28 protein-coding genes are annotated in these 22443 nt (G+C 65.2%); 1 reads left to right on the top strand and 27 read right to left on the bottom strand.

Features of this window, described 5'->3' with window-relative positions:
- The 11 genes from ACPXB3_RS21455 to ACPXB3_RS21405 all read right to left on the bottom strand — a co-directional run.
- Positions 1-812, bottom strand: an 812-nt coding sequence (locus ACPXB3_RS21455; protein ID WP_425729555.1) for a hypothetical protein, incomplete at its 3' end; no start/stop codon positions are given.
- Positions 809-1231 (bottom strand): putative phage holin, encoded by a 423-nt coding sequence (locus ACPXB3_RS21450; protein WP_425729553.1) that lies wholly within the window; start codon positions 1229-1231, stop codon positions 809-811. The genes ACPXB3_RS21450 and ACPXB3_RS21455, both read right to left, overlap by 4 nt.
- A complete protein-coding gene (locus tag ACPXB3_RS21445; RefSeq protein WP_425729551.1) occupies positions 1228-1455 on the bottom strand; it encodes a hypothetical protein in 228 nt (75 codons plus the stop codon). The genes ACPXB3_RS21450 and ACPXB3_RS21445 overlap by 4 nt, the downstream gene beginning before the upstream one ends.
- Positions 1455-1784 carry a hypothetical protein gene (locus ACPXB3_RS21440; protein WP_425729549.1) on the bottom strand — a complete coding sequence of 110 codons (330 nt, stop codon included), beginning with the start codon at positions 1782-1784 and terminating at the stop codon, positions 1455-1457. The genes ACPXB3_RS21445 and ACPXB3_RS21440 overlap by 1 nt, the downstream gene beginning before the upstream one ends.
- Complete coding sequence (locus ACPXB3_RS21435; protein WP_425729547.1) at positions 1781-2062, bottom strand: hypothetical protein; 282 nt, start codon at positions 2060-2062, stop codon at positions 1781-1783. Before ACPXB3_RS21435 ends, ACPXB3_RS21440 begins: the two co-directional genes overlap by 4 nt.
- Position 2063: 1 nt before the next feature.
- The gene (locus ACPXB3_RS21430) at positions 2064-3833 is read right to left on the bottom strand and encodes a glycoside hydrolase domain-containing protein (RefSeq protein ID WP_425729545.1); all 1770 of its coding nucleotides are present in this window, start codon (positions 3831-3833) and stop codon (positions 2064-2066) included.
- Positions 3830-4360: a phage gene 29 protein family protein gene (locus ACPXB3_RS21425; protein ID WP_425729543.1), complete on the bottom strand. Its 531-nt coding sequence runs from the start codon at positions 4358-4360 to the stop codon at positions 3830-3832. The genes ACPXB3_RS21430 and ACPXB3_RS21425 overlap by 4 nt, the downstream gene beginning before the upstream one ends.
- 30 nt (positions 4361-4390) lie before the next feature.
- Positions 4391-6079: a hypothetical protein gene (locus tag ACPXB3_RS21420; protein ID WP_425729541.1), complete on the bottom strand. Its 1689-nt coding sequence runs from the start codon at positions 6077-6079 to the stop codon at positions 4391-4393.
- Positions 6076-7002: a hypothetical protein gene (locus ACPXB3_RS21415; RefSeq protein ID WP_425729539.1), complete on the bottom strand. Its 927-nt coding sequence runs from the start codon at positions 7000-7002 to the stop codon at positions 6076-6078. Before ACPXB3_RS21415 ends, ACPXB3_RS21420 begins: the two co-directional genes overlap by 4 nt.
- The gene (locus ACPXB3_RS21410; RefSeq protein WP_425729537.1) at positions 6999-8888 is read right to left on the bottom strand and encodes a hypothetical protein; all 1890 of its coding nucleotides are present in this window, start codon (positions 8886-8888) and stop codon (positions 6999-7001) included. Before ACPXB3_RS21410 ends, ACPXB3_RS21415 begins: the two co-directional genes overlap by 4 nt.
- A gap of 29 nt (positions 8889-8917) precedes the next feature.
- Positions 8918-12460 (bottom strand): phage tail tape measure protein, encoded by a 3543-nt coding sequence (locus tag ACPXB3_RS21405; protein WP_425729535.1) that lies wholly within the window; start codon positions 12458-12460, stop codon positions 8918-8920.
- Between the two features lie 31 nt (positions 12461-12491).
- Here ACPXB3_RS21405 and ACPXB3_RS21400 point away from each other — a divergent pair, with 31 nt between their 5' ends.
- Positions 12492-12947 (top strand): hypothetical protein, encoded by a 456-nt coding sequence (locus tag ACPXB3_RS21400; protein ID WP_425729533.1) that lies wholly within the window; start codon positions 12492-12494, stop codon positions 12945-12947.
- A 1-nt stretch (position 12948) separates the two neighbouring features.
- Here ACPXB3_RS21400 and ACPXB3_RS21395 read toward each other — a convergent pair whose 3' ends face one another.
- From ACPXB3_RS21395 to ACPXB3_RS21320, 16 genes are all read right to left on the bottom strand, one after another.
- Positions 12949-13230, bottom strand: a complete 282-nt coding sequence (locus ACPXB3_RS21395; protein ID WP_425729531.1) for a hypothetical protein — start codon at positions 13228-13230, stop codon at positions 12949-12951.
- Between the two features lie 128 nt (positions 13231-13358).
- Complete coding sequence (locus ACPXB3_RS21390) at positions 13359-13811, bottom strand: hypothetical protein (RefSeq protein ID WP_425729529.1); 453 nt, start codon at positions 13809-13811, stop codon at positions 13359-13361.
- A 119-nt stretch (positions 13812-13930) separates the two neighbouring features.
- Entirely contained in the window at positions 13931-14515 is a 585-nt protein-coding gene (locus tag ACPXB3_RS21385; protein WP_425729527.1) for a hypothetical protein, read from the bottom strand.
- 61 nt (positions 14516-14576) lie between these two features.
- Positions 14577-14969, bottom strand: coding sequence for a hypothetical protein (locus tag ACPXB3_RS21380; protein WP_425729525.1), 393 nt, complete (start codon positions 14967-14969; stop codon positions 14577-14579).
- Positions 14969-15226: a hypothetical protein gene (locus tag ACPXB3_RS21375; protein WP_425729523.1), complete on the bottom strand. Its 258-nt coding sequence runs from the start codon at positions 15224-15226 to the stop codon at positions 14969-14971. Before ACPXB3_RS21375 ends, ACPXB3_RS21380 begins: the two co-directional genes overlap by 1 nt.
- The gene (locus tag ACPXB3_RS21370; RefSeq protein WP_425729521.1) at positions 15226-15420 is read right to left on the bottom strand and encodes a hypothetical protein; all 195 of its coding nucleotides are present in this window, start codon (positions 15418-15420) and stop codon (positions 15226-15228) included. Before ACPXB3_RS21370 ends, ACPXB3_RS21375 begins: the two co-directional genes overlap by 1 nt.
- Positions 15417-15758 (bottom strand): hypothetical protein, encoded by a 342-nt coding sequence (locus tag ACPXB3_RS21365; RefSeq protein ID WP_425729519.1) that lies wholly within the window; start codon positions 15756-15758, stop codon positions 15417-15419. The genes ACPXB3_RS21370 and ACPXB3_RS21365 overlap by 4 nt, the downstream gene beginning before the upstream one ends.
- Entirely contained in the window at positions 15751-16137 is a 387-nt protein-coding gene (locus tag ACPXB3_RS21360) for a hypothetical protein (protein WP_425729518.1), read from the bottom strand. Before ACPXB3_RS21360 ends, ACPXB3_RS21365 begins: the two co-directional genes overlap by 8 nt.
- Positions 16100-16270 carry a hypothetical protein gene (locus ACPXB3_RS21355; RefSeq protein ID WP_425729516.1) on the bottom strand — a complete coding sequence of 57 codons (171 nt, stop codon included), beginning with the start codon at positions 16268-16270 and terminating at the stop codon, positions 16100-16102. The genes ACPXB3_RS21360 and ACPXB3_RS21355 overlap by 38 nt, the downstream gene beginning before the upstream one ends.
- Positions 16270-17193 (bottom strand): phage major capsid protein, encoded by a 924-nt coding sequence (locus ACPXB3_RS21350; RefSeq protein ID WP_425729514.1) that lies wholly within the window; start codon positions 17191-17193, stop codon positions 16270-16272. Before ACPXB3_RS21350 ends, ACPXB3_RS21355 begins: the two co-directional genes overlap by 1 nt.
- 15 nt (positions 17194-17208) lie before the next feature.
- Positions 17209-17718, bottom strand: coding sequence for a hypothetical protein (locus ACPXB3_RS21345; RefSeq protein ID WP_425729512.1), 510 nt, complete (start codon positions 17716-17718; stop codon positions 17209-17211).
- A 38-nt stretch (positions 17719-17756) separates the two neighbouring features.
- Positions 17757-18578: a hypothetical protein gene (locus ACPXB3_RS21340; RefSeq protein WP_425729510.1), complete on the bottom strand. Its 822-nt coding sequence runs from the start codon at positions 18576-18578 to the stop codon at positions 17757-17759.
- Positions 18553-19995, bottom strand: a complete 1443-nt coding sequence (locus ACPXB3_RS21335; protein ID WP_425729508.1) for a phage portal protein — start codon at positions 19993-19995, stop codon at positions 18553-18555. Before ACPXB3_RS21335 ends, ACPXB3_RS21340 begins: the two co-directional genes overlap by 26 nt.
- Positions 19995-21338, bottom strand: coding sequence for a terminase (locus tag ACPXB3_RS21330; protein WP_425729506.1), 1344 nt, complete (start codon positions 21336-21338; stop codon positions 19995-19997). The genes ACPXB3_RS21335 and ACPXB3_RS21330 overlap by 1 nt, the downstream gene beginning before the upstream one ends.
- A gap of 55 nt (positions 21339-21393) precedes the next feature.
- Positions 21394-21702: a hypothetical protein gene (locus tag ACPXB3_RS21325; RefSeq protein ID WP_425729504.1), complete on the bottom strand. Its 309-nt coding sequence runs from the start codon at positions 21700-21702 to the stop codon at positions 21394-21396.
- Between the two features lie 104 nt (positions 21703-21806).
- A complete protein-coding gene (locus ACPXB3_RS21320; RefSeq protein ID WP_425729502.1) occupies positions 21807-22097 on the bottom strand; it encodes an HNH endonuclease in 291 nt (96 codons plus the stop codon).
- Between the last annotated feature and the right edge of the window lie 346 nt (positions 22098-22443).

Here is a 22443-nt window from a genome sequence, read left to right as displayed (position 1 = left end):
ACACCAGTCACACCGGCGTCGGGCGTGTAGGCCCCCGAGATGACCTGCCCGGTGGCATCCGTTGCGGGAGAGGCTGTCACACCACCGATCACCACCTCCGGCAGAGCGGTGTCACCGGCGAACGGCATCACCACCAGTTGAGCGACCGTGCCCGAACCCGCGGTGCTGTCCTTGCGCGCGCGCCCGGCCACCGACATCGGCCTCCCCTCCGACACCGCCACCAGCTCGGAGGTCAGCACCTTGCGCGCGCCGGAGCCGGAAGCGCGCGCCGAGCCGCCACCAACCGTGGCATCCCACGTCCAATCCCCGCCACCGTCCATCGTGTCCGCATCGGCGAAGTCGCCGAAGCCGGTGAGCAGACTCGGGCCGGGCCGATCCGTCAACTGAGACAGGGAAAGTTGCGGGATGCGGGACCAGTCGACGATGCCGGTCAAGCCGCCACGCAGGGTAGAGACAATCGCCTGGATCGCGGACAGGGCAGGATCGGAGCCGGTGTAGGTTCCGGACATGGCGGACTGGAGATCGGTGAAGGAGGCTTGCAGCCCCTCGATCACGTCACCGACAAGATCCTCCAACGGGCCGAGATCGCCCTGGAATGCAGACGTGAGCGCATTGACCCACTCCCACACCGCGGCGATCGGACCGCCGATCCCCTCGAAATGCGGCGCCCACTTCCCCGACAGGAACTCGTCCCAATCATCCTTCGTCCACGACGCGAACTCGGCAAGCCCCGACGTCGCGCCATTGCCCGCATTCGCCACCAGCGCATACGGACTCGCGATCGGCTGAGATGGTAGCTGAGGTGAAGTCATCGATCACGCTCCTTCCGCTGCTCCCGCAGGAGCGCCACAAGCATCGGGATGTAGACCACCGCACCGAGCCCATAGATCGCGAACCGCACATACTGACGGCCCGGATATTCGAGGTCCCACCACACGGCGAGCGAAATCTGATCCAGCACCAGAGCGAGTACGAGGCACTTCGCCCAATAGATTCTCCCGATCCTGTGCGTCCACCACGGAGAGCGCGCCGTGTACAGCAATGCGAACGCGTTCGCGAGAGCCGCGAGCGCGAGCAGAGTGATGTCGGCTGCGAGCTCGTAGTCGACGTCGAACCAGATGTCGGCCAGGCCGACGATGGCGACGATCAGCACGCCGGCCGCGAGACCAGCACGCGCCGGGATGTCCAGCGACGCACACAGGGCACGCAGTGCGGTGACCGGTCGGGTCACGGGAGCCTCCTCATTGATTGCATGATCGCCTCGGCGAAATGGTTGCGGCGCTCGGCCTCTCGGGACTGCTCGAGCAGGGTGGCGGCCTCGGCGCGCCGGGCGTCGACCTCGGGACGGGCGGCGCGGACCCTCTCGGTCTCGGCCTCGAACGCTGAGCGCCGCACCTCGGCGTCGACCACCACCGGATCGACACCAAGCGCGGGATGACGGCGACGTAGACGCATCACGTCTCACCGGCCTCGGTCACCCGGTGCAGCGCGGCGGCCACCCGGACCTGGAGGCGCTGCGCCTCGCCGAAGTCCGCGATGCTGTCGGCCTGCGCCGAAATGGTGCGCGCCTGCTCGGTGGTCAGCACCGTCGCCGCCTCCAGCGCACGAGCCTGTGCCGCGATCCGGTGATCGCGCTCCACCATCCACGAGTTCACCGTGTGCCGAGGCACCAGGTCGCCCTTGACGATCGACCGCAGCACCAGCCCGAGCACACCGATTAGCACCACGGCGAGCACACCGACGACATACAGCGCGATGTTGTCGGTGTGCGGCAGCCCGTTCATCCGGCCCGATGCTCGCCGACGTAGTTTTCGATGTCGGCGATCTGCCGTTCCGTCACGCCGTTCGGGGTCAGCTTCACTCCGAGGACGCCAAGCGCCTGGATCGCCGCCGCGACACCGCCGATGATCGTCGGGTCGATGTCGACGCCGAGCGACACCAACACCCACAGCACGTTCACGCCGAGCGTGACCGCCGTCGTCACCGTGTTCGCATACCGTTTCCACCAGGGCTGCTCGGCGAGCTTGTCGCGCAGGGCCGCGGTGAGGGCGGGAGTGGTCATGTCAGGCAGCACCCTTCGCGAGATTGACGATGACGCCGGTCGGCGACCACCGCAGGTCACCGTGCTCGAAGGTCTGCACGATGTTGTCCGTCCCCTCGACGGGCTGCTCGTCAGACGTCGGCAGCCCGAGCGGCCCCGTCTCCCAGCCCATCGCCGCGTACTTCTTGCCGATCTCGCCGTGCACGAGCGTCGCCCGGATACCCCGGTCCTTGTTCGGTACGAACAGGACGCCGCCCTCGAAACACTGATTGCCGCCCCAGTCATGCACGTCGTGGCGCAGCACAGGGAACCCCAGTCCAGTCTCGAATCCTCGAGCGGCGAACGCCTCGAAGATCCCGCCGTGTGGGATCGCGTAGGCGGCGCCGGCTCCCTTGCGCCAGTAGATGTGCCCGTTCTCGAACTCGGCCCAGCGTCCGGTGTCGCCGGGGCACACCTTCTCGCCTTCGGTGAGACGCTTGCCGATCCACCCGGCGGCGACCTTCGCTTCAGCATCGATCAGGTTGACCGGTGGAGCGAGGAATGAGTTGATGCGCGCGACGAGAACGTCGTACGGGAATCCCAGTCCCGGATCGTGATGGCCACCCCCGCGCGCGCCGAACGCCACATGCCCCGCGATCCCCCGGGCCGCCGGCCAGTTGTTGGCGTCATAGCCGGTGGCGCCGGTGAGCTTCACGGGGATTCCGAACTGTGCGGAGGCGGCCGCGAAGTACTGCGCCATACGCCACAGCATCTTGTCCTCGTTGAGACCGTCGGAGGCGTCGGTGGACAACCAGCGCCCGCGATCCCACGATGCGAACGATCCCGCCGCGCACACGTGCACGCCGTAGTCGTTTGCCGCGACGGCCGCCCACGGGCCGTCGGTAGGTGGCACCATCTCGACCGTATCGACGTCGTCAACGGCCGCGTTGTAGGAGACTCCTGCGCCGGCGCAGTAGTTGGCGAGGCCGACCGCGTCGCCGGTGCCGCCCTCCTGGGTGTGGGGAACGAGGAAGTCATTGCGCCCACGTGTGCCGTTGGACCCGGCGGGGATGCGTTTTGTGACTCCGTAACTCGGCACGGTAGAACCTCCTGTCGATGGTGCGGTGGGAGTTGGTGCCGCGCTGGGGGTGCGGTCGATCGACCACTGTCCCCAGTCGGCCGCGTAGACGTCGTTGACGTCGACGGGAATGCGGTCGAGCTTCGGGCCGGGGGTGCTCGCGGTGTCGATCACCCGCTGATACAGCGCGGCGTAGCCGCGGCCGTCGTCGTCGGACCACGCCCGGGTGACCCACGCCCACGGCCCGGACCCTGGCCGCGTCGATCCACCGATCACGCCATCCTCGATCGCCCACGAGCACACCCGCGACGAGCCGTAGATCCCGACCCACTCGCGGCCGATCGCATCGCCGCAGCCGCGGAAGAAGTCGGCGGCGGTCGCATTCCACTGGTCGATCGTGATGTTTTCGTCGACGGCGAAGTAGATCGGACACCAGCCGGGCATTCCGGCGGCCCGGGCCAGCGAGAGCGCTTGGGCGGCCATACGTTTGCCGCCCTCGCGGCCCGTCGTCCAATCCGACGGCGCCGTGCCGCCCGGCTTGCCGTACTGCCACACCGCGGCCACATCGAGACCCGCGGCACGGTACGCGTCGGCTACGGCCCGCGTGATCGGTTTGCCCGCAAAGTTCGAGCCCGGACGCGACGGCGATACGTAGGCGATGATGCCCGCGTGGCCGGCGGCTTTGATCGCGGCAGCCGACGGGAATCCCGCGGCGGTGTCGATGATCGTGGTCATGACTTCTTCTTTCGTCGAGTCGACTTGCGGGGCGCAGCCTTCCGCGCCCGCGCCACCTTCTCCACCGGCGAGCCGTCCAGCGTCCCAGCGGCCGCACGCTCAGCGATCGTCTGATCCATCGCCGCCGACTCCGCTGCCGCCGCGCGCTGCACCCGCCACGCCTGCCGCTGCTGCCTGGTCGCACCCTCCGGCGGCAACTCGCCCGCCGCACGCTTCGCCGCGAGCGCAGCCAAATACTTCTCGCGCTGCTCCTTAGCCATCCGCTGCGCCCGCTGCTCGAACGTCTCCGGCACGTCGTCGACGCTGTAGACCCACTCGCCGGCAGCCTTCGACTTGGCGAGCGAGTCACCCGCCACGTAGTGCTTGATCGGATCGGCACACAACCGCACACCGGTCTCCACCAGATGCCGGGCGACCTCCACCCAGTAGTCCGGGCCGGTGAGCAGCGGGGCGCCGACAACTCCGGGCAGCGCGACGAACAGTGCCGACACCTTCTCGATCTCGGCGTCACGCTCGTCCTCGGTCATGTCGACCCACTGCTTGCAGTCACACACCGGTCACCACACCCCGAGTTCACTTGCGGCCTTGGCCATGTTGTTGATCTCCTTCATCAGACGGGCGATCGGGTCCTCGTCCTCTTTGCGTCCGAACTCCAGCTCCCACAGCGCGAAGTCCTCGTGCGACCAGTCGAAGGTGGCCTTCATCGCGCGCTGCACATGGGTCTCACCGGTGAGGTCGCCAGTCACCTCGAAGCTGCCGCGATCGCCCTTGTAGACGTGACCACTGCCCGGCCAGCCGACCACATACGGTCCGACCGAATCGAACTTGACGGTTCCGTTCTTCTTGCGCGCCGTCGCCACAATGCCCGACCGAATCGCCATCACCGATGAGAGCGTGTATGCCTTGCCGGGTAGGTCGAGATGGTATTCCAGATAGTGCGAGCTACCTGATTGCGCAATGCGATTCACGAGTTTCGTGCTCATCCACGCGAGCACGGTGTCGGTGTAGAACGGCTTCAGCACGGCGTCGATCGCGCCACCCTGTGCGCCGATCCCGTACCCGTTGACGTTCAGGTTGCTCGTGACGAGATCGCCGATCGTCTGGACGCCGGCGGAGATGGCCTCGTTCACGCCCGGCGCGGACTGCCCGCCGCAGTTGATGATGACGCCCTTCGCGGGCGTGGTCGTGAACTCGGTCTCAATGCCGCTGTCGGCCGGGAAGTGAACCAGCGGATAGCCCTTCGGCGCGTGGAACATATCGGCAATCTCTGCACCCCACGACGGCTGACCGGTCAGCTCATCTTCGGTGTCCTCGATGAAGTCACCGCCGATCTCGCGAACCGTCCGAGTCAAACCGTCGAACCAGGTACCGCCGTTCGCCGCACCTTCCATCTGTCCGGACTTGTCCACGATGTCGACAACCAGCGCGCCATCCTTGATGTCCGCGCCCGGCCACGGCTCCGGATCGCCGAGACGATACCGGCGCGTCACCACCGACAACTCCGCGTCCTTCATGATCATCTCGGACACGTCATGCCACTTCTGCCACCGGCTCATCACCAGGCACCAGGTGGTCCCGGCCGCCACATCCTCGACGAAGCTGGTCGGCTTGATCACGATGTCCCACGTCGACATATCCAGTCCGTCGAGCCAGTGCAGGGGGTCGAGCGGATCGTCGGGGATCTGCCAGGCCGACGAGTAGATGCGCAGCAAGTTGAGGAACAGGCTCGTCTTCAGCGCCCAGATCGCGGGCCCTGCCAGCAGGAAGATCCGGGGGAACTGGAAGATCGACGGAAGAAACGGATTGCTCCACAGGTCAACCCATTTCAGATTCTCGTAGTCAGTGAGGAACGTGATATGCAGGGTGCGCTGCCCCTTCGCGTCCTTCTTGACGACCTTCGACTCATAGCGGCCGGTGACCCGGACGCCGTTGTGCTCGACGTCGATGTGAAACAGCTCGCCCTCACCGCGCGCCATCCGTCCACGGTCGTCGTGCATCCACTGCGCCACCGGATGCGAGAACGGCAATTCCAACTCGATCTGACCGGTGTCGTTCTCCGGGTCCTCGGCGTGCACCGAAATACAGTCGAGCAGGAGGTGAGTGAGCCGCTGGTGGCCGTCGAAGATGAACAGCCCCGGCGGCGTCTGCTGCATCCGCCGCAGCCGCAGTTCCTCGGCCTCGGTGGCTTGGAGGATGGCCTCGCATTGCTCGAGGAGCGACAGGCCATCGAGCGTCGCGGCGCTCACATCAACTCCAAGCCGAGCGGGCGTGACCACAGTCGCGGCTGGTGGCATTCGATCCGACATCCCGCTGTCGCGCCGGTGTAGCTGACAGGCAGCTCAGTCGGGGGCGTGTATGGCGGGATGTCGAAGCGAATCCAGTTGCCCAGCATGCGCACCAGGAAGTTTGAGCCGGTGAACGTCTGCGCATGCAGCTTGCGGCGCTCGCGGGTGATCCGCACACCCTGGTCGTCGGCGGTGATCTGCGGCAGCAGCACGGTGCGCGTGGGGAAGTCGCCGCCCGGCTCGCGCTCGGTCTTCGGTCCCAGCCACGACGGATCGGGAAGCGTCACCGTCGCACCGACGCCGGCAATCACCCACGTGTGCCGCATCGGCATGTCCGTCGGATTGCTGATCGTGATCGTGCCCGAATCCGAAGCCGCGGCCGACTCGAAGACTGTCACCTCCTTGCCGCTGTCCCACAGGGGCATCCCGGCGCGCAGGTGATATGCGACGTCGTAGACGCGGAGGGTGTACGGGTCACGCTCAGTCTTCAGCTCCGGCGTCTCCTTCAGCACCACATTGGACAACCAGCGTGTGCCCGACAGCTCCGAGGTGACCTCCACCTTCGCCGTCTGCGGGTTCGGGTCCCACGGGTCCGGCCGCGTCGAGAACTCTGTGCGGAAGTCGGATTCAAGTCGGCCGGCGATCGGTGTGCCTGCGAGCTCGTCGGACATAAAGAAGCCGAGCGTCAGATCCCGTGGCAGATACCGCTCACCGGAGAACACCGAACCCATCTCCGTGTCGTCGATCCACTCCGTCTCCAGTGGCGAATCGATCAGCCCGTCGACGCCACCCTCGGCGAGCGTGATCCCCGGCGCCCGATCGACGCCGTGCACCGGCCACCGCGTCATGCCGACGAGCGCGATACTCATCCCGGTGTCGCTCATCGCCCGCCCTTCGCTGCGGCGATCCGCGACCGCTGACGACGCTCCTTGCGCGCGAAGTACTCACGCTCGTCACGCAGTGTCACCGTGTCACCACCCTCTATCGACAGCACCGCACCAATGAGCTGATCCAGCTTCGCGATGATCTGATCCGTGCCGACACCGGACTGGAAGTTCGAGCGCACCATCTGCTCGAACGCCTCGGTCTGCCGCGGCGACAACACCCGCTCCGGCTTGATTACATTCTTCGCCATCAGGCCGGTGCCGATCGCCTGGCCGCCGTCGTCGTACCAGTTGTTGGCCTCCCAGTGCGCGCGGGCGCCAGCCGGATCGTGGTACCGGTCGCCGACGTACCTGTCGTAGACCTCGCCCTGCTCCTTCGGGTCCGTGGTCGTCGGCGACTTGCCCGCCGCCTGATACACCTCGGGACCGGCCTGGATCAGACCGGAGTACTTGCCGTTGCGGGCGCTCGGGTTCCACGACGACTCCTTGCCGACAATCCAGTCGGTGTCGATCCACGGCTGACCAGTCCGCCACGCCTCACGCAGGCCGGACCGGAAAGCGTCCTTGATCTGGTTGCCGGTCGACGCCAGGCCAGGAGCCGCCTGTGCCGCGCCGCCGGGGCCGAGATCCTCCCCCGGTGCAGGAGCCGACGTCCCCGGATCAGCTGGCGCCTGACGCTGCTGATCGTCAGCCGCACCGTTCGCCGAGTTCGCCGTCCTGCTCGCGTCGTCGTACTTCTGCTTGGCCTCGGCGAGGGTGTCCTCGTGCCTCTTCGTGAGGTCGGCGATCTTCTGATCGTGCTCGGCCTGGTTGATCTTGCGGCTCTTCAGGTCTTCGTCGATTTGCGCCTTGTCCTTGTCGAACTGCTGGTTCGACTTCGCGACAGCATCGTCGTAGGACTTCTTCAGCGCTGCCGTGTCGACGGTGCCGTTCTGCTTGGAGCGCTGCGAGTTCTCGTACTCGGCGACCGCGCCCAGGATTCCGGGGGTGTCGTTGGCGCCCAAGGTCTGGAACACGTCAGCGATCTGCCCCTCGACGAAAGCACCCACCGCCGAGCCGAACCGCGACGAGATCGAGTTCCCGCCCGAGCCGCTTCCACTTCCCGATCCACCCGACAATCCACCACCGGTGGCCCCGTAGTTCCCGTTGCCTGGCTGGTAGACGATCGTCCCATCGGGGCGCGTGACGAAGCCGCCTGGATCGGTCGCCCCGGTGCCGGTCGTCGGCATGCCCGGTCCGATCGTCAGAAACGCGTGATCGGTGAATTGCGGATCGTCCGCGCCGGCCGCACCGCCGCCGAGAGCGCCGCCACCGTTCCCGCCGCCCATCTCGATGTTCGTGCCGTCCGGGAGTGTGCCCGCGGTGTGGCCGCCGCCGGCGCCGCCGTTGTACCAGCCGAACCGCAGATCGCCCGACGAACCCATGCCGAGCGTGAAGCCCATCGCCTGAAGCTGAGACGCCTCCGACGCCGTAGAGAACCGGCCGCCGAACGGGTCGAGACCGACTGCGGCACGGGCGAATGCGCTCATGGCACCGGAGCAGTCGCCCCAGTTGACGCCACCCCACACATAGGGCGCGCCGGTCAGCGGGCGGGATGCCCCAGTGCCCTCGGCGAGCTTGCGCAGACCAGCCGCATCCATGCCGCCGTCCGCGTACGCGGTGACGCCGAGTTTGTCGACGCCGGCCAGCTTCAGCATCCGCGACACGGCACCACCCGAAAGCGCGCCGAGGATTCCCGACGCGCTGTTCGGAAGGTTGTCCTGCGGCACAAGTGCATAGCCGAAGATCTTCGCCACGGACGCGAGGATGTCGGTTGACCGTCCGCGCTTTCCCTGTGCCAGCGGGATGAATGCCTCGCCGCCGGTCTCGGGCTCAGCCCACTGCACGAGTCCACCACGCGGGTCGGGCTTCTGGATCAGTGCCCGATCCGGCAGACGGGCGCCGCCGTTCGCGAACGCTTCGGCCGCGGCGATCCCCCCGTCGAGGTATTGGCGGATCGAGCCGTTGGCGTTATCGGCCGCGTGCTCAGTGCGTCCACCCCCCCCCCAGGGTTCGTCTCGCTGTACCGCACCACGATGTTTGCATCTCGCCTGCGGGCCGCCTGGTCCAGCGCAGTATTGGCAATCGCCGCATTCTTCAGTAGTTCGTCGATCATGAGAACGACATTCGGATTGGCCGTTGTCCGCCGCAGCTCGTCGAGCTTCGTCATCGACACTGCTTGGCCGTTGAGTAGGTCTTGGATGACCAGCCCGGCCTGCGGATCGGCCACCATTCCCGACAACTGCTGAAGGATTCCCCGAGATTGTGCATCTTTCGCGGTGAACTGCGCCGTGTTGAGATCAAGCTGAGGATTTGCTCGCATCGCGTTCAGCACGGAGACATTCTGCGTGATCATCATAATGCGCTGTTGCGCAACCTCGTCATTCGCGGTGATGGTCACTGTGCCGTTCATCGGCTGTGACACAGTGAGATTCATCCGCTGTAGCATCGCGCGAGTCTCGTCGGTGACCTGATCGGACTGAACTGTTACGGTCTTCTGTGTTGGAACTTCGTTCCACGCCTGTGAGATGGAAGCGAGATGCTGGATAGTTTCAGGGGCGCCCTTCAGCGCGACGACTATCTCGATGTCATCAAGGCCCAACTGATCGGCAGCCTGACGTATCTGCTCAGTCGTCAGTCCATACTGGGTCGCCAACTTCGCCAGCGCTTCCTGGTTGGCCTGCTGCCGCTCAGTTAGGTTGGCCCCATTCGCCGCCGCATCTGCTGTTGCATCAACGATGTCCACCAGGGACTTTCGGAGTTGTTGACCGTTCTGCGTCGCAGTATTGATTCCAGTCTGTTGGTCAAGAAGTGCCGCTCCAAATCCGCGCGTACGGTCGATTGCCTCTTGTGTAGACTGTGCGACCTGTTGCAACACCTCATTATGGCGAGCAATCGCATCACCCTTGGTCCGCGCCGGATTGAGTGCATCCATAGCATCCTTGAGTGCTTTCATCTTATCGGCAGCAGACGTCGACGAATCGCCCATTTCCTGCATTGCCGCGCCGAGTTCCGTGACCCCAGGGGTTACTCGGCGGGCAGCATCCTGCTGCTGATCGAACCGCTCGCGGATATTTCCCAGCTCAACTGCTGCCGACTTGCCGCCATCGCCCATATTGAAAAGTTCATCGCCCAACGTCCTGAACTGATCCTTGGTCCCATAGAGGCGCCTTGCGACATCTTCGTTGGTCATCCCAAGGTCAGACAAAGCCTTCTGGGCCGCCATCGCCCTCTCGGCCGTCTCGTTGTTTCCACGCTCGGTCCCGAGAGCCAGCTTCCCCAGTCCACCGAAGCTCTTGATCTGCTCCCACGTCGACTGATGCAAGTCGGCCGTGGACTGAAGCGTCTGCTTGTACGCCTCGACCTGCTGGGTGGCGGCCGACCATACATCGTCGGTCATCTCGCCACGCGTCTTGTTCAGTGCCGACCCGAGGTCAAGTTCGGACTGTTCTAGCGCCTTCACCGCGTCCGTATGCGCTTGCGCCTTCTGTGCGGCCGCCTGATGGGCCGAGACGCCCATCATCACATAGGCAGCGGCCGCTACTAGAGCGACACCGACCGGGCCTCCGAAAACTCCGGCGACCGCCGACCCGGCCGACCTCAGGCCAGTCGCGGCGGCTGCGGCGAGGCCGGCGCTCCGCCCGAAGGTGGACGCCCCCGCCGCGGCGTTCACGAATGCAGACTGCATCCGGGCGATTACTGGCACGTGATTCCCAGCAAGTGCAATCGCAGAACCGAACCGGCCCATCTGAACCGCGCCTGCGGTGCTTGTTTGAACCACGGCACGATTCGCCGCGGCGAGTGTTGCCAATTTGCCGGTAGCCGTCGCAGCCATCGTTGAAAGTGATGCGACATGTGTCCGCACACCCATGAGCGCCGGGCCTACGAGCTTGAATCCCAGCCATGCGGCGATAGCCCCGACCACTACAGGCTTCATCCCCGACATGGCCGAGTTGAGCAACTGAACCACCGGTATCACGGAACCGCTGAGGATCCCCGACACGGCCTCCAGTGCTTCGACGAACGTCTCGATTCCGACCGCGGCCACAATAGCCGAGGCCTGGGCGAACATCCCACCCAAGTTTCCGATGACCGGGATCAGCTTTTGCACCGATCCCCAAAGGGACTCGAATATGCCCTTGAGTCGATCACCCCATCCTGTGAGGAGATCCTGCCCACCTCCGGCAGTGAGGCTCTCGTTGATGTTCGCAAAGACCTCTTTGATCTTCGGCCCCAGCGATGAAGCGCCATCGACGATCTTCCCGATCGCGCCCGCAGCCCAGTTTGCAGCGGCGGTCAGTGGGCCCTTCACCGCATCGTAGAACTGCAAACCAGCGTCTTGCGCAGCGTTCTTGAAACGCTCCCATGCGCCCGGCAATCCTTGCATCTTCGCGTTCGCCACGTCAGCAGCGGCACCCTGCTTGCCCATCGACGCCGCCATCGCATCGAACCCGGACTTGCCCTGCTGTGCAGCGATGCCGGCGATGCGCATAGCGTCAGACCCGAACAGTGTCGCCGTGGCGGCCTGGTACTGCTCGGCAGACATATTTTTCGATGCCGTCTGCAACTGCCCGAACAGCGATGACAGGCCAACGAACTTGCCCTGTGCGTCATAGGCAGTGATCCCAAGTTCCTGCATTGCCGACTGCGCCGGCTTGCCCTGATCGGTCAGTGCTAGAAGCGCGCTCTTCAGCAGCGTGCCCGCATCCGAGCCTCGGATGCCCGAGTTGGCCATGAGGCTGATCGCGGCGGCCGTGTCATTCATCGACAGGCCGAACTGATGCGCCACCGCGCCGGACTGCTGCAACGCTTCGGCCACGTCAGTGATCTCGGCCGACGACTGGTTTGCGCTATTGGCGAGGATGTCCGCAGCCTGGCCCGCCTGGTTGGCATCCATACCGAACGCTTGCAACGCCTGCGACTGGATCGTCGCAGCATCGGCTGCCGAAATCTGCGCCGCGGCGGCGAGTTGCAAGGTACCACGCGCCGCCTGCATCGACTGATCAACCGAGAATCCGCCCTTGGCGAGTTCCAGCATCGCCTGTGCGGCATCGACACTCGACGTGGCAGCGATGCTGTTGTCGTTGCCCAGCTGCCGCGCCATCGCGCCAACCTGGGCGACCTGGGACGAGGTAGCTCCCGCGACCGCCTGCATCGAGTTCAGCGAGGTCGTGAAGTCCATGCCCGACGAGATGGCCGACTTCATTGCCATGCCGACCGCAGCAATCCCACCCGTGACGCCGGCCGCGGCGCCGAGCCCCTTCAGCGAGGAGCCGAATGAGGACGCGAACGATCGGCCGGTGCTGCGACCAGCGTTATCGGCATCCCGCTGCGCCTGCCCGAGAGCGGTGCGGATCTGACGAGGGATCTGCGAAGTCTCGGCGACGATGGAGATGTACGCGGTTGCCAGCTCGGTCACGGGCACCTCCTGTGCGGTCTACGATGTCGGGATGAAACGGACGTGGATTGCGGTCGCCGCCACGGCGATCGGAATGCTGGGGCTCGCCGGGTGTGGAAGTGACGCATCGAGTACAAACGAATCGGCAACATCGAGCGGGGTGCCGGCCGAGGTTGTTGCACTTCGCGAGCAGTACAACGACCAGGTGCTCATCTATCACTGCAACTCGATGGGCGGCGGGGTGCCGAAGGCTGAATGCGTTGGCACTAGCCTGAATCGGCTTGACGCGATCCGTTCCAGCGCAGCGTCCCTGCCTGATGGAAGCGACAAGACACGCATCGTGCAGTCGATCGACACATGGAAGGCCACACAGTCGGAGTGGACCTCCGGGAAGTGCTACTGGCTTGGAAGTCCAGTGCGACAACCCGCCGATCCGACGAACTGCGCAGCGCTGGATCAGTCGCTCTACGATCAGTGGCGCGGCGTGCTCACCGCGCTCGGATGGTGATTTACAGCCCCATCTCCGCCCGGATCTGCTCCGCCCCGGCGAGTGCGCGTGCGTCACTGTCCATCTCGGATGTAGTCTGACCGTCCGTCATCTGATCGGATGAATCTTCGTCAGCTCTAGCTGGGCCATACTCAGCAGGCCAATACCGCTCCGGCACATCGTCCATGATCCGCGCCAGCTCGAAGTAGCGGCGATCCGACTCGATGGTCGCGATCTCCGCAAGTAGATACGGAACCGGATCGGAGAATCGCCAGTCCGGGTTGATCTTGCGATGCAGCTCCATCGCAGGGTCGGCGTGGGCGCGGCTGACGATCGCGCGCAGGTCGGCCCAGGAGAACCACGGCTTGCCGAGATCGCGCAGCCGCAGTCCATGGGTGATGCAGTCGTATGCAATGGCCTCCCCGTGCTCCGTCAGGAGTCGGCGGAGGCCGAATATTCCCCCGGGGTGACGTCATCGCTCGACGCCTTGAGTTGATCCACTACCCAGTCGATCGTCTTCTCGGGGATCTTCTTCGATGTGGCTAGGAGCTTGTAGTCGACGGCTGTCAGGTATGGCTTGAGCCAGCGCACCTTCGTCTCGCGGATCGTGAGTCCGGCAACCAGATCTTCGGCTGACTTCGGGAACTCGCTGCGCTTGGACTCCTCTAGATCGTCGTTGTCCGTGTGCCACTGAATCACTTCGGCCTCGGCCTCGATGAACGGCTTCATCCAGTCCTGGTACGCGTCGACCTCGTGCGGAGGTATCCACGCGAGTTTCGGAGCCTCGATGAGGATCGGATTCTCGCGGCCGGGAACCGGAACCGCGATCTTGACCATGTGGTCAGTGGTGGTTGGGGCTACGGCGTAGCCTTCGGGGATTGCCATTGTGACCAGGAACCTTTCGTGATGGATGGAGATGTCGATCAGGAGCCAGCCCCACCCGGCGGGGGCCGCGGCTCCTGGTCAAAGGGGTGAAAGACACCCCGCCGGGTGAGCCTTGTGGATCAGGCGGTCGGCTTGCCGTCGTCGCGGTACTCCGTGACGTACTCGCCGGTGGAGCCCTTGAACGCCTTGAGTGTCAACTCCGACCGCGTGGTGTCGTTATGGACGTTCTTGATCTCCGCCACCTCCGACACGCGCGCCTTCTCGATGACGAAGCGCTTCTTCTTGTCGCCCGACTTCGCCTGCACCACCCACGACTTGATGGGCAGCGGGTCGTCGGTGTGCACGATCTTGCGCTTCGTGCCGTCCGACGAGGTTGCAGCGGTCACCGTGAGCGCCGCATCACCGAACGTCGACTTGATCACCGCGTCGTTGTCCTCCTCAAGGAGAACGATCTTGACCGTCTCGGTGTACTCGTCCTGTACGTCGATGAAGGTGCCGCCACCGAACATCTTGATGTCCTTGGACGACCGGCTCGGCGAGACAGAGAACCCGTCCTCGCCGACCGCTCCGTGATCGTTCGTGATGAACGGCGATGCGATCGCGGTGGACGCATCGACCGGAAGGGTCGAGCCGAGAGGGGCCGAGAACAGGACCCCCGAGTCGATGGGATTCGCAACGAAGGCGTTGCTGACGTTGACCGCCATGATGTGCCCCTTTCAGGCAGAGTGACCAGGAGCCGCGAAAGGGTTATTCGGTTGTGGGTCTTCAGGTTTTGAGCGTGTACAGCGTTCCGGTGAACTGCCACCGCGCATGCGACGACAGGTCCGGGTCCGGGAACTCGACGATGTTGTTCTGATCCCAGCCGGTGATGTGCACACCGGCCCACCGGCCGCCGAACGCTGATGCGGCGAGCGCGTCAGCGGCGGTGTAGGCATCCTGTTCGGCCTGCTGGCCATCGGGAGCCTTGGCGGCAGACGACGCGAAACACTCCACGAGGATCAGTGCCTTGTCGAGCGCCCACTCCCGCGGACCGCCCGTGCGGGAAATGCGGATGAACCGCGGCGGCATGGGATTCGGCGCCTGGTTCGCGATCTTCACCGACGCCGGAAATGCCGGCACCAGAACCGCACGGACAGCGGAAATGACCGATCCGGCCATCACGCGCCACCCATCGCTCGGACGAGGATATTGTGCTTCGCGTTCGAGGCCATCGCCTTCGCGTCGGCCGTCACCACCGTGGTGCGCCACCGACCCTGTGGGCGCTTCATGCCCTGCCGGGACCCGACCGCGAACGTCCCCTTGCCCATCGAGTTGGCGCGATCGGCCACCTTCTGAGCTTCGGCCTCTTCCATCGCCACCAGCGCCGGATCGGACCGAAGCTCGTAGAGGCCGTTGCGGTTCCACTCGATGCGCATCATGCCTCCCGGATTTTCATCCAGTGGCCGGGCGCGTACGCCGCCCACTGGTCGTTCGGACTCCGGAAGATAACCAGGGACCCGGACGGCTCGGTCAGGAACGTCACCTGATCCGACTCCCACTCATCGACAAGCTCGTCCAGCTCGCCCGTCTCCGGGTTGGGCTGGGTGCCGGTGACCACATGGAGCTTCACCCCGATACCGACTTCAGATTCACAATGCCGCCGGGATTCCATCCGAATGGGTTGTGGTCGTACGCCTCGATGCCGCCGATCACCTCGAACTCGACACCATCGAGCACCATCCGATCCTGCGGAGCGCACGCGAACCCCGGCGGCACCATCAGCTCGATCTCTACGACATCCCGATCGTGGCCGGCCACCTTCGGCTCCGACGTCACCGGAGCACCCCACCCGTAGACCGGCTTCTCCACCGGATCGGCCCACCCCTGGGTGGTGTTGCCCCACGCGTCTTCCACGCCAGCCGAATACGTGCTGTGGCCGACCGTGAACAGGAGCGGGAACTCAGACATCGGCCGTCGTGTCCATGTTGACCACGCGCGCCGCACGAGCCCCGGACGATACACGGCACAGCTTCCGCAGATCGCGAATCTCCGATGGCCAGAACAGGTTGTTCCGGCGCGTGTTGGAGTCGATCACTTGCTGATACGGGCCAGCCTGCATGGTGGTGACCGCACCGGTGCCGGCATCGTTCCACCGGAGAATCGCCCCCCGGATCACTGCTTTTGCGGCGTCCGGGAAGGCGAAGTCCTCGGCGGTGATACACGGGGCCGCAACGGTCGCGGCGGCGAGTGCATCGGCGATCATCGCCTCAGCCTTCGTCGCCTCGATGGTCGCGAACGGCGCGAGATCGTCAGTCGTGATCGTGACCGCTGGCATCCCCGCCACCATTCTGGGAGCGACGCCGGCGCGGAGACTTCTTCTCCCCGTCGACATCGACCCAGCCGCGCGCACGGTAGGTCAGTTCCAGATCGTCACCGACCCCGACGACCGTCCCCTGCTCGAGGTGTTGCAGCCGAGCCATCAGGTGTTGTCCGTGAACTTGGTGAACGCGTCCACATCGTTGATCAGGAGCCCGTACTCGGCCTCCGCCAGGATCGCGACGAGATTGTTTTCGAACAGCGACACCAGGGACCCGTTCAGCGTCACCGAGGCCTCGGTGGACACCTTGTAGGAGATGCCGCCGACCGCTCCCCACACCACCTGCGACCAGTCGCCGCCGTAGCCGACGATCCCGCCGGTGTTCGGGGTGCCCGTTACGACCGCGGTGGCGAGGTTGTCACCGAGGAACGCGGGGCGTCCGATCAGTCGGCCGGGGGTGATTGCCGCGGTGGTCTCCGCGAGCGGAGTGTCCACGAACAGTGGACGCCCGTTGTTGTCGACCGCTCCGAGGAACGACGGCTCGACCTTGCGGTCGAACGCGAATCCGGTCAGCTTCTTGCCGGCGTCGGTGAGCAGCTTCAGTCCGGCCACCACATCGCCGAACACTCCGCCGTTGGGCTTGGTGGTGGTGCCGATCTCCACTGACTTGGAGGACTGGTCGATGTACGCGCCGAACGGGGTGCTGGTGCCATGCAACGCGGCGGCATCGAATGCGAGGGCGAACGCCTCCGCGATGTCGTCGCGGAGGATCTGCATGTAGTTGCCCGGATTGGCGCGCACGACCTCGGCCGACACCACGGAGATGGCAGCGATCTTGTGCGGCTTGATGCTCTTGAGGGCGAGCCCCGATTCGGTGGTCGGCTTCTGACCGGCCTCCGACACCCACGCGGCAGTTGCCTTCGAGGTGCTGTACGGGATCTCCTGCCCGTTGATTCCGAGCGGGATCTGCCGTGCGAGCTGCATGACACTCGACGACTTTCGGGCCTGCTCGAAGTAGTTCTGTGCGATCTCCGGCTTCAGGAAGCCGGAGAAGTCGCTGGTCTTGGTGGCGTCGGTCTGAGCCATTGCCATCCCCTTTCGCTATGAGATGCCGAGTTTGGCGCGCAACGCCCGCTCGAGGTCGTCGCTGTTGAGTGCTGGCGCACTGGGTTGATGTCCGGACTGCGGCACGTACACACCAGGAGTGGGCGCCGGCGCCTTGTTTCGTTCGGCAAGGCGCTCGGCCTGACGGGTGAGGGTTTCCTCATCCGTCGCCGTGAGGAACAAATCCGCGTCCTCATCGCCGATGCCGAACTTGGTTGCAACCTTGAATCGAAGTGCTTCGGCGCGTGCCGAACTCGCCTCCTGCTCGAGCTGAGCCACCCGGTCCGCGGCCTTCTGGGCCTCAGACTTCTGCGACTCCTCGATCTCGGCGAGCCTGGTTGCCGCGTCGGCGTTCGCCTTGGCGCGCCTCTCCTGCTCCCGAGCCTTCTGTTTCCAGAAGTCCACCGTCTCGGTGGGTTTCGGTTGCGCCTGACCCTGCTGGCCGGTCGCGTCTGCCGTTTCGGCGGGCTCGCCAGCGTCGGTGGTGGTGGTGCTGTCGTCGGACATGAATCTCCCCGTTTCGGGTTGTGCCCCAGCCGTTTCGGCTATGGGTGGTCTAGTTGCCGCCATGCGGCAAGCAAGTTCTTCGCGGACACTGCGCCGTACTCGCCCTTGGCGGCTGCGTCGCGAGCGTCCTGGTATTCCTTCTCCCACTTCTCGACGTAGGAGGGCGGCTCGTATGAGCGTCCCGGCCGGACCTCGACCGCGATGCAGTGGCAGTGGTCGTGGTACTTGTCGCCGAGCGACTGGTTTCCGCGCGTTTTCGTCCCGCCCGCGAGGAACTGGCCTTTCGCGGCCCCGGACCGGCGGGTACGGCCGGCCGCCCGGTCGCGGCGATCCGCCTCCGACATCTCCTTGCCGCGGCCAACGACCTGAGTCGCGGCCTGCTCGGACGAATACACCGCAGACCGCGTGGCGAGCATCTTGCAGAACTCGCACGCATTCGCCGACGCGTGCCGCGCCCACCTCGCGCCCGGCTCCGACGCGACATTCAGATCCGTCGTGTCTCGTGCCGCGCCGAAGATCGCCCGCTGCAACGTCCCGCTCAGCAGGGTGAGCGCATCCGTCCCCGACCCGACGTTAAGGGCCCACGACGCCGACGACCGCAACTGCTCCGAGATCGGTAACGGGCCAGGCTGTGCGACATAGCGCGCCGCCGGATCGGCTTCGTCGTACCATGTCGCCGAAAGGTCGGCGGCGGCCGCAGCGTATGGGTCGATCAGCCGCGGGAATGCCTCGATCAGCAACGACCGGAAAGAGTTCGAGTCCAGCGACTCGGCGCGCCGCCACAAGGAATCCAGGTCTCCGCCCGCGACCTGGACCAGCCGCGCGAGGATCTGCTTACGCTCGGTTGGGCTCGTCGCCATCGGGTTCGGTCGTCGGAGCGGTATCCGCCGGCGGCGGGGTGGGCGCGTTGAGCTTGGTCAGCAGATCGGAAACACCGGCGCGGCGCTTCTCGGCCAGGAGTCGGCGGATCGTCGCGCGGTCATACCCCAGTCGCTCGAGCGCGACCTCGGTGCTGCCGATCCACTCCAGACCTGGCGTAGACACCTGCTTGAGGATCGCGTCCGACGCTGCTGCCATAGACGGCATGCGCGGATTGCGCCACACCACTTCGAGCCCGTCGAGAGCCGAAGCGTCCGTTGTGCCGTTCTGCAACATCCACGCCGTGCGCATCCCTCGAATCCAGCCGCGCCCGAACACCTTCGCCGTGCGCTCCGCCTCGAGTGCGAGATTCTTCTCCGCCTTCTCGATCGCCTCCGCCGACGACGGATTGTCCTGCACGATTCCCACGGCATCCAGCGGAAGCTCTGAAGCTGAGGCGAAGAGTGTCGCGAACATGCGCAACTGCTCCACATGTGGCTGCATCGAGACCTGGGCGAGCTGGGTTATCGACGGCTGCCACTGCGGGTCCGCATCCACGTCATCGGCGTCCGGGGCGTCGATGACCAGCGCATGCGAGGTGACCGCATCCCATCCGCCATTCTCGAACGCATCCTTCGGGGTGTTGAGTGCCGCGATTCGCGGCGCGGCGAAGAACTCTGCGCCGACCTCGGACCGCACAACGGTACGCAGCGCCGCATCCGTCAGCGACATGATCGTCCGCGAAATCCGCGACCGGCCAAACGGGCGATCCAGATTCGGGCGATACGGAAGCACCTCGACTGGAACGTAACCCAGCGAATGCGAGCGGACATCCACCGTCCACCGCCCGCCCGGCAGCTTCTCTAGCGTCACCACCCGATCCGGCAACGCCATCACCATCAGCGTCGGGTCTCCGCCCTCAACCGATCGATCCACCACCTGCAAAGCCGCCGACAGTCGTCGACGACGAGGGTCCCAGATCCCAGTTCCGTTGCGCGCCGACACGACATGCACGATCACAGGAGGCTCGCCGGATTTCACGTCCCCGAGCGTCGTCCAGACGAAAGCGCACGAGTGAATCAGGGCCGAGTCGTGTCCCTGCGGCGCCTCGATGTCGAGGCTGTTCGCCTGCCAGATTTCCTCGATGCCAGGATCGTCAGACTCTGGGGTCACGAAACCGTCGATCGTGACTCGCTGAGAGAGCAGGTCCACGGCCTTGGCCGGCCAGTCGAGCACCATGTCTATCTTGTCCCGCAGCCGCGGTGGCGTCGAGATCATCAGGTCGTGAAACCGGTACTTCGCGTCGTAGTACGTGGTCCGCAACTGGTTTCGGATGACCTTCTCGTCCATCCGATTCAGGAGAAAGTTCAGGGTCACCTGGTCATCGATCGACAGGCCGGGAATCGACACGGGAGGCATCAGTTCATCACCCGGACCCTTCTTGTCGATCGTTGATTTTCGCTACGGCGCGCCTTCGCGGCTCCCGCCAACGCCAGAGCCATGCCCATCGCCGGCGCATTCTGCGTCGACGCCTTCAGGTCGAATGTCCATGCCGCACCATCACGGCCCAACTTCTTTCGTGCCCCTGCAAGGGAATCCGCCAACGCCTGTTGGTCGGCGTGTGACAGCCATCCGGCCGTCGCACCCTCCACGATCAGTTCGCAGCCGCGACCGACATCGCCTGTTGTGGAGGTCTTGGCGTTCACCCGCTTCGCGTGCAGCATCGGCTGTAGCGGCGCCGCAGCCCCGTAATTCGGCACCAGCACCGGGGCACGACGCCCCGCGCGCTCAGCGACCCAGTCACACACGAGATCCAGCCGAAGGTGCGCGAACACCTCCTCGACGTGCCGCTTCTCGGCATCCGCCCAGCAAGCGATCACCGAGAACTGGCCGTCGTGCGCGGCCACACCGAACGCGTCCGGAGCCTTCCCCGACTCCGGACCGTCGCCGATGCGATCACGCCACCTGTCAGCCGACACGATCGCGGCGGCCGCCGCATCATCCCAGATACCCAGTCCCTCACGGAGGAACGATTCCGGGCTGAGTTTCCGCTGCAGTCGTTTCATCGACTCCGCCGGCGTTCGATGCGGGAACGACGGATTCGCGCGAGCCCACGTCGTCGACGAGTTCGGATCAGACCCAGGCTCGGCGCCAAACTCAATCCACACCCCGTCTCGCAGAGTGCCGTTCCACGCCTCGTCCCGCATCCTGGTGAACGCTTCGCTCTTGTCCTCCGGAGTCGGCGGTGTGCCGAGGTAGAACATCAGACCGAAATCTGAGACGTTCATCGTCGCCGTCATCGCGTCAACAGCTTTCTCAGACATGATCTGCGCCTCGTCAGCGACGATCACATCCACGCCTGGGATGCCTCGGCCGAATCCGTGTTCGCGGGCGCCGAACAGGATACGAGACCCGTTGCCGAACCGAACCTCTTCGTCTCCGGACCCGAGATACACCTGCTCGATGTACGGGGCCACCCGCAGCCGCTCAGCAAACGCAACCATCGACAGGAACGTCTCACCGTGCGTCCGCGAGTGATGCGCCGACCACACGACCAGGGTCCCCGGACGGATGATGCACAGCGCGAAGATCAGTCCCGTCATCCAGTGCGTCTTACCGGCCTGCCGGCAGATCGACATCCCGACACCGTCGATCGTCGCAGCCATCCGGCCGTCCGACCGCTTCGCCAGCGCGAGGCTGCCCGCCTGGTTCTGCCACGGGTCGAACGTCAGCCCGAGTTTCGTCCGGCACGTGTGCTCCACAGACGGCCACATTGTCGACACGACGTCCGTTGGGGTAGCGACCTTGCGCGCGACCTCAGACAGCCGAGGCGTCGAGGGCTGCGTCTTCGACGACGACACCGTCGGCGTCCTCCTTCGCCGCCTGTGCCTGCTTCGCCTCGAGCGACTGGATCTCCTTCGAGATCAGCGCAAGCTGACGATGCAGAGCAGCCTTCGCCGGACCCTTCTCATCCGGAAGCGACGACACGATGTCGCGGCGCTGCGCCCGCAGAATCTCGAGGTAGTCGCCGCGCTCGATAGCCTCGTTCAGAGACAGGATCTTCGGCGGCGCCGGAGCGGCCTCGTCGGGGGCCACAACACGCACGTGAGAACGATTCGTGGACATCGCGGCTCCTTCCCTGGGAAACGAAAAAATTGCGGTAGAGAGATCACGCCTATGACTTGGGGGGCGGAAGACCGCACGGGGGTGGGGGCACTCCCCCACCCCTCTCACCACCAGCGGCGGGTGGTCTCGAACACGCGACCGGCGGGGGTGTGCTGGTCGGGGAGATGGTCGCTCTTGGTGCGGTTGCAGGATCGGTGTGCGGCCTGCTTGTTGTCGACGGTGTCGGATCCGCCGGCGTTGAGCGGGATGATGTGGTCGACGACGTAGGCCATCGGGTCGAGGTGGTCGGTGATGCCGTAGTCGATCTCGTTGCCGCAGATGCCGCATGGGGGCTTGCTGCGGGCAATCTGCTTGCGGTGCCGGTCGCGGATGGTGGTGTTACGGCCGACGCTCATTGACTGATGGCGTTTGCCTTGGCTGCCATCACAGCACCCCGACCACACCCCAGGCCACAGCGACCTGGAGCACGACGATGCCGATGACTCCGATGATGGAGATGCCGAGCAGGATGCGATCCAGCATGGCGACCTCCTGAGGTTTAGGCACGTGTGGTTTGGGCTAGAGCGCTGGCTATGCGTGCCGACGGGATGCGTGCTCCCCCGATCCATCCCCTTGCCGCGGTAGCGAACGGGGAGCTGAGACGACACATCCCCGGCACCTGATAGTGTCCGGGGATGGTGGTCGCTAGCGCGAGTCTAACACGAGGCCGGATAATGTCGCGGTCACTTCTCCACGCGAGTC

It is taken from the genome of Gordonia sp. DT219, from assembly GCF_049847065.1.
Classification (GTDB): domain Bacteria; phylum Actinomycetota; class Actinomycetes; order Mycobacteriales; family Mycobacteriaceae; genus Gordonia.
This window is presented reverse-complemented; position numbering and strand designations above follow the sequence as displayed.

Excerpts from the sequence above, each read along its gene's own strand:
- ACPXB3_RS21445 (WP_425729551.1), bottom strand. The coding sequence starts at position 1,455 with ATGCGTCTACGTCGCCGTCATCCCGCGCTTGGTGTCGATCCGGTGGTG.
- ACPXB3_RS21440 (WP_425729549.1), bottom strand. The coding sequence starts at position 1,784 with ATGAACGGGCTGCCGCACACCGACAACATCGCGCTGTATGTCGTCGGT.
- ACPXB3_RS21435 (WP_425729547.1), bottom strand. The coding sequence starts at position 2,062 with ATGACCACTCCCGCCCTCACCGCGGCCCTGCGCGACAAGCTCGCCGAG.
- ACPXB3_RS21430 (WP_425729545.1), bottom strand. The coding sequence starts at position 3,833 with ATGACCACGATCATCGACACCGCCGCGGGATTCCCGTCGGCTGCCGCG.
- ACPXB3_RS21425 (WP_425729543.1), bottom strand. The coding sequence starts at position 4,360 with ATGACCGAGGACGAGCGTGACGCCGAGATCGAGAAGGTGTCGGCACTG.
- ACPXB3_RS21415 (WP_425729539.1), bottom strand. The coding sequence starts at position 7,002 with ATGAGCGACACCGGGATGAGTATCGCGCTCGTCGGCATGACGCGGTGG.
- ACPXB3_RS21400 (WP_425729533.1), top strand. The coding sequence starts at position 12,492 with ATGAAACGGACGTGGATTGCGGTCGCCGCCACGGCGATCGGAATGCTG.
- ACPXB3_RS21395 (WP_425729531.1), bottom strand. The coding sequence starts at position 13,230 with ATGGAGCTGCATCGCAAGATCAACCCGGACTGGCGATTCTCCGATCCG.
- ACPXB3_RS21390 (WP_425729529.1), bottom strand. The coding sequence starts at position 13,811 with ATGGCAATCCCCGAAGGCTACGCCGTAGCCCCAACCACCACTGACCAC.
- ACPXB3_RS21385 (WP_425729527.1), bottom strand. The coding sequence starts at position 14,515 with ATGGCGGTCAACGTCAGCAACGCCTTCGTTGCGAATCCCATCGACTCG.
- ACPXB3_RS21380 (WP_425729525.1), bottom strand. The coding sequence starts at position 14,969 with ATGGCCGGATCGGTCATTTCCGCTGTCCGTGCGGTTCTGGTGCCGGCA.
- ACPXB3_RS21375 (WP_425729523.1), bottom strand. The coding sequence starts at position 15,226 with ATGCGCATCGAGTGGAACCGCAACGGCCTCTACGAGCTTCGGTCCGAT.
- ACPXB3_RS21365 (WP_425729519.1), bottom strand. The coding sequence starts at position 15,758 with ATGTCTGAGTTCCCGCTCCTGTTCACGGTCGGCCACAGCACGTATTCG.
- ACPXB3_RS21360 (WP_425729518.1), bottom strand. The coding sequence starts at position 16,137 with ATGGTGGCGGGGATGCCAGCGGTCACGATCACGACTGACGATCTCGCG.
- ACPXB3_RS21355 (WP_425729516.1), bottom strand. The coding sequence starts at position 16,270 with ATGGCTCGGCTGCAACACCTCGAGCAGGGGACGGTCGTCGGGGTCGGT.
- ACPXB3_RS21350 (WP_425729514.1), bottom strand. The coding sequence starts at position 17,193 with ATGGCTCAGACCGACGCCACCAAGACCAGCGACTTCTCCGGCTTCCTG.
- ACPXB3_RS21345 (WP_425729512.1), bottom strand. The coding sequence starts at position 17,718 with ATGTCCGACGACAGCACCACCACCACCGACGCTGGCGAGCCCGCCGAA.
- ACPXB3_RS21340 (WP_425729510.1), bottom strand. The coding sequence starts at position 18,578 with ATGGCGACGAGCCCAACCGAGCGTAAGCAGATCCTCGCGCGGCTGGTC.
- ACPXB3_RS21335 (WP_425729508.1), bottom strand. The coding sequence starts at position 19,995 with ATGCCTCCCGTGTCGATTCCCGGCCTGTCGATCGATGACCAGGTGACC.
- ACPXB3_RS21325 (WP_425729504.1), bottom strand. The coding sequence starts at position 21,702 with ATGTCCACGAATCGTTCTCACGTGCGTGTTGTGGCCCCCGACGAGGCC.
- ACPXB3_RS21320 (WP_425729502.1), bottom strand. The coding sequence starts at position 22,097 with ATGAGCGTCGGCCGTAACACCACCATCCGCGACCGGCACCGCAAGCAG.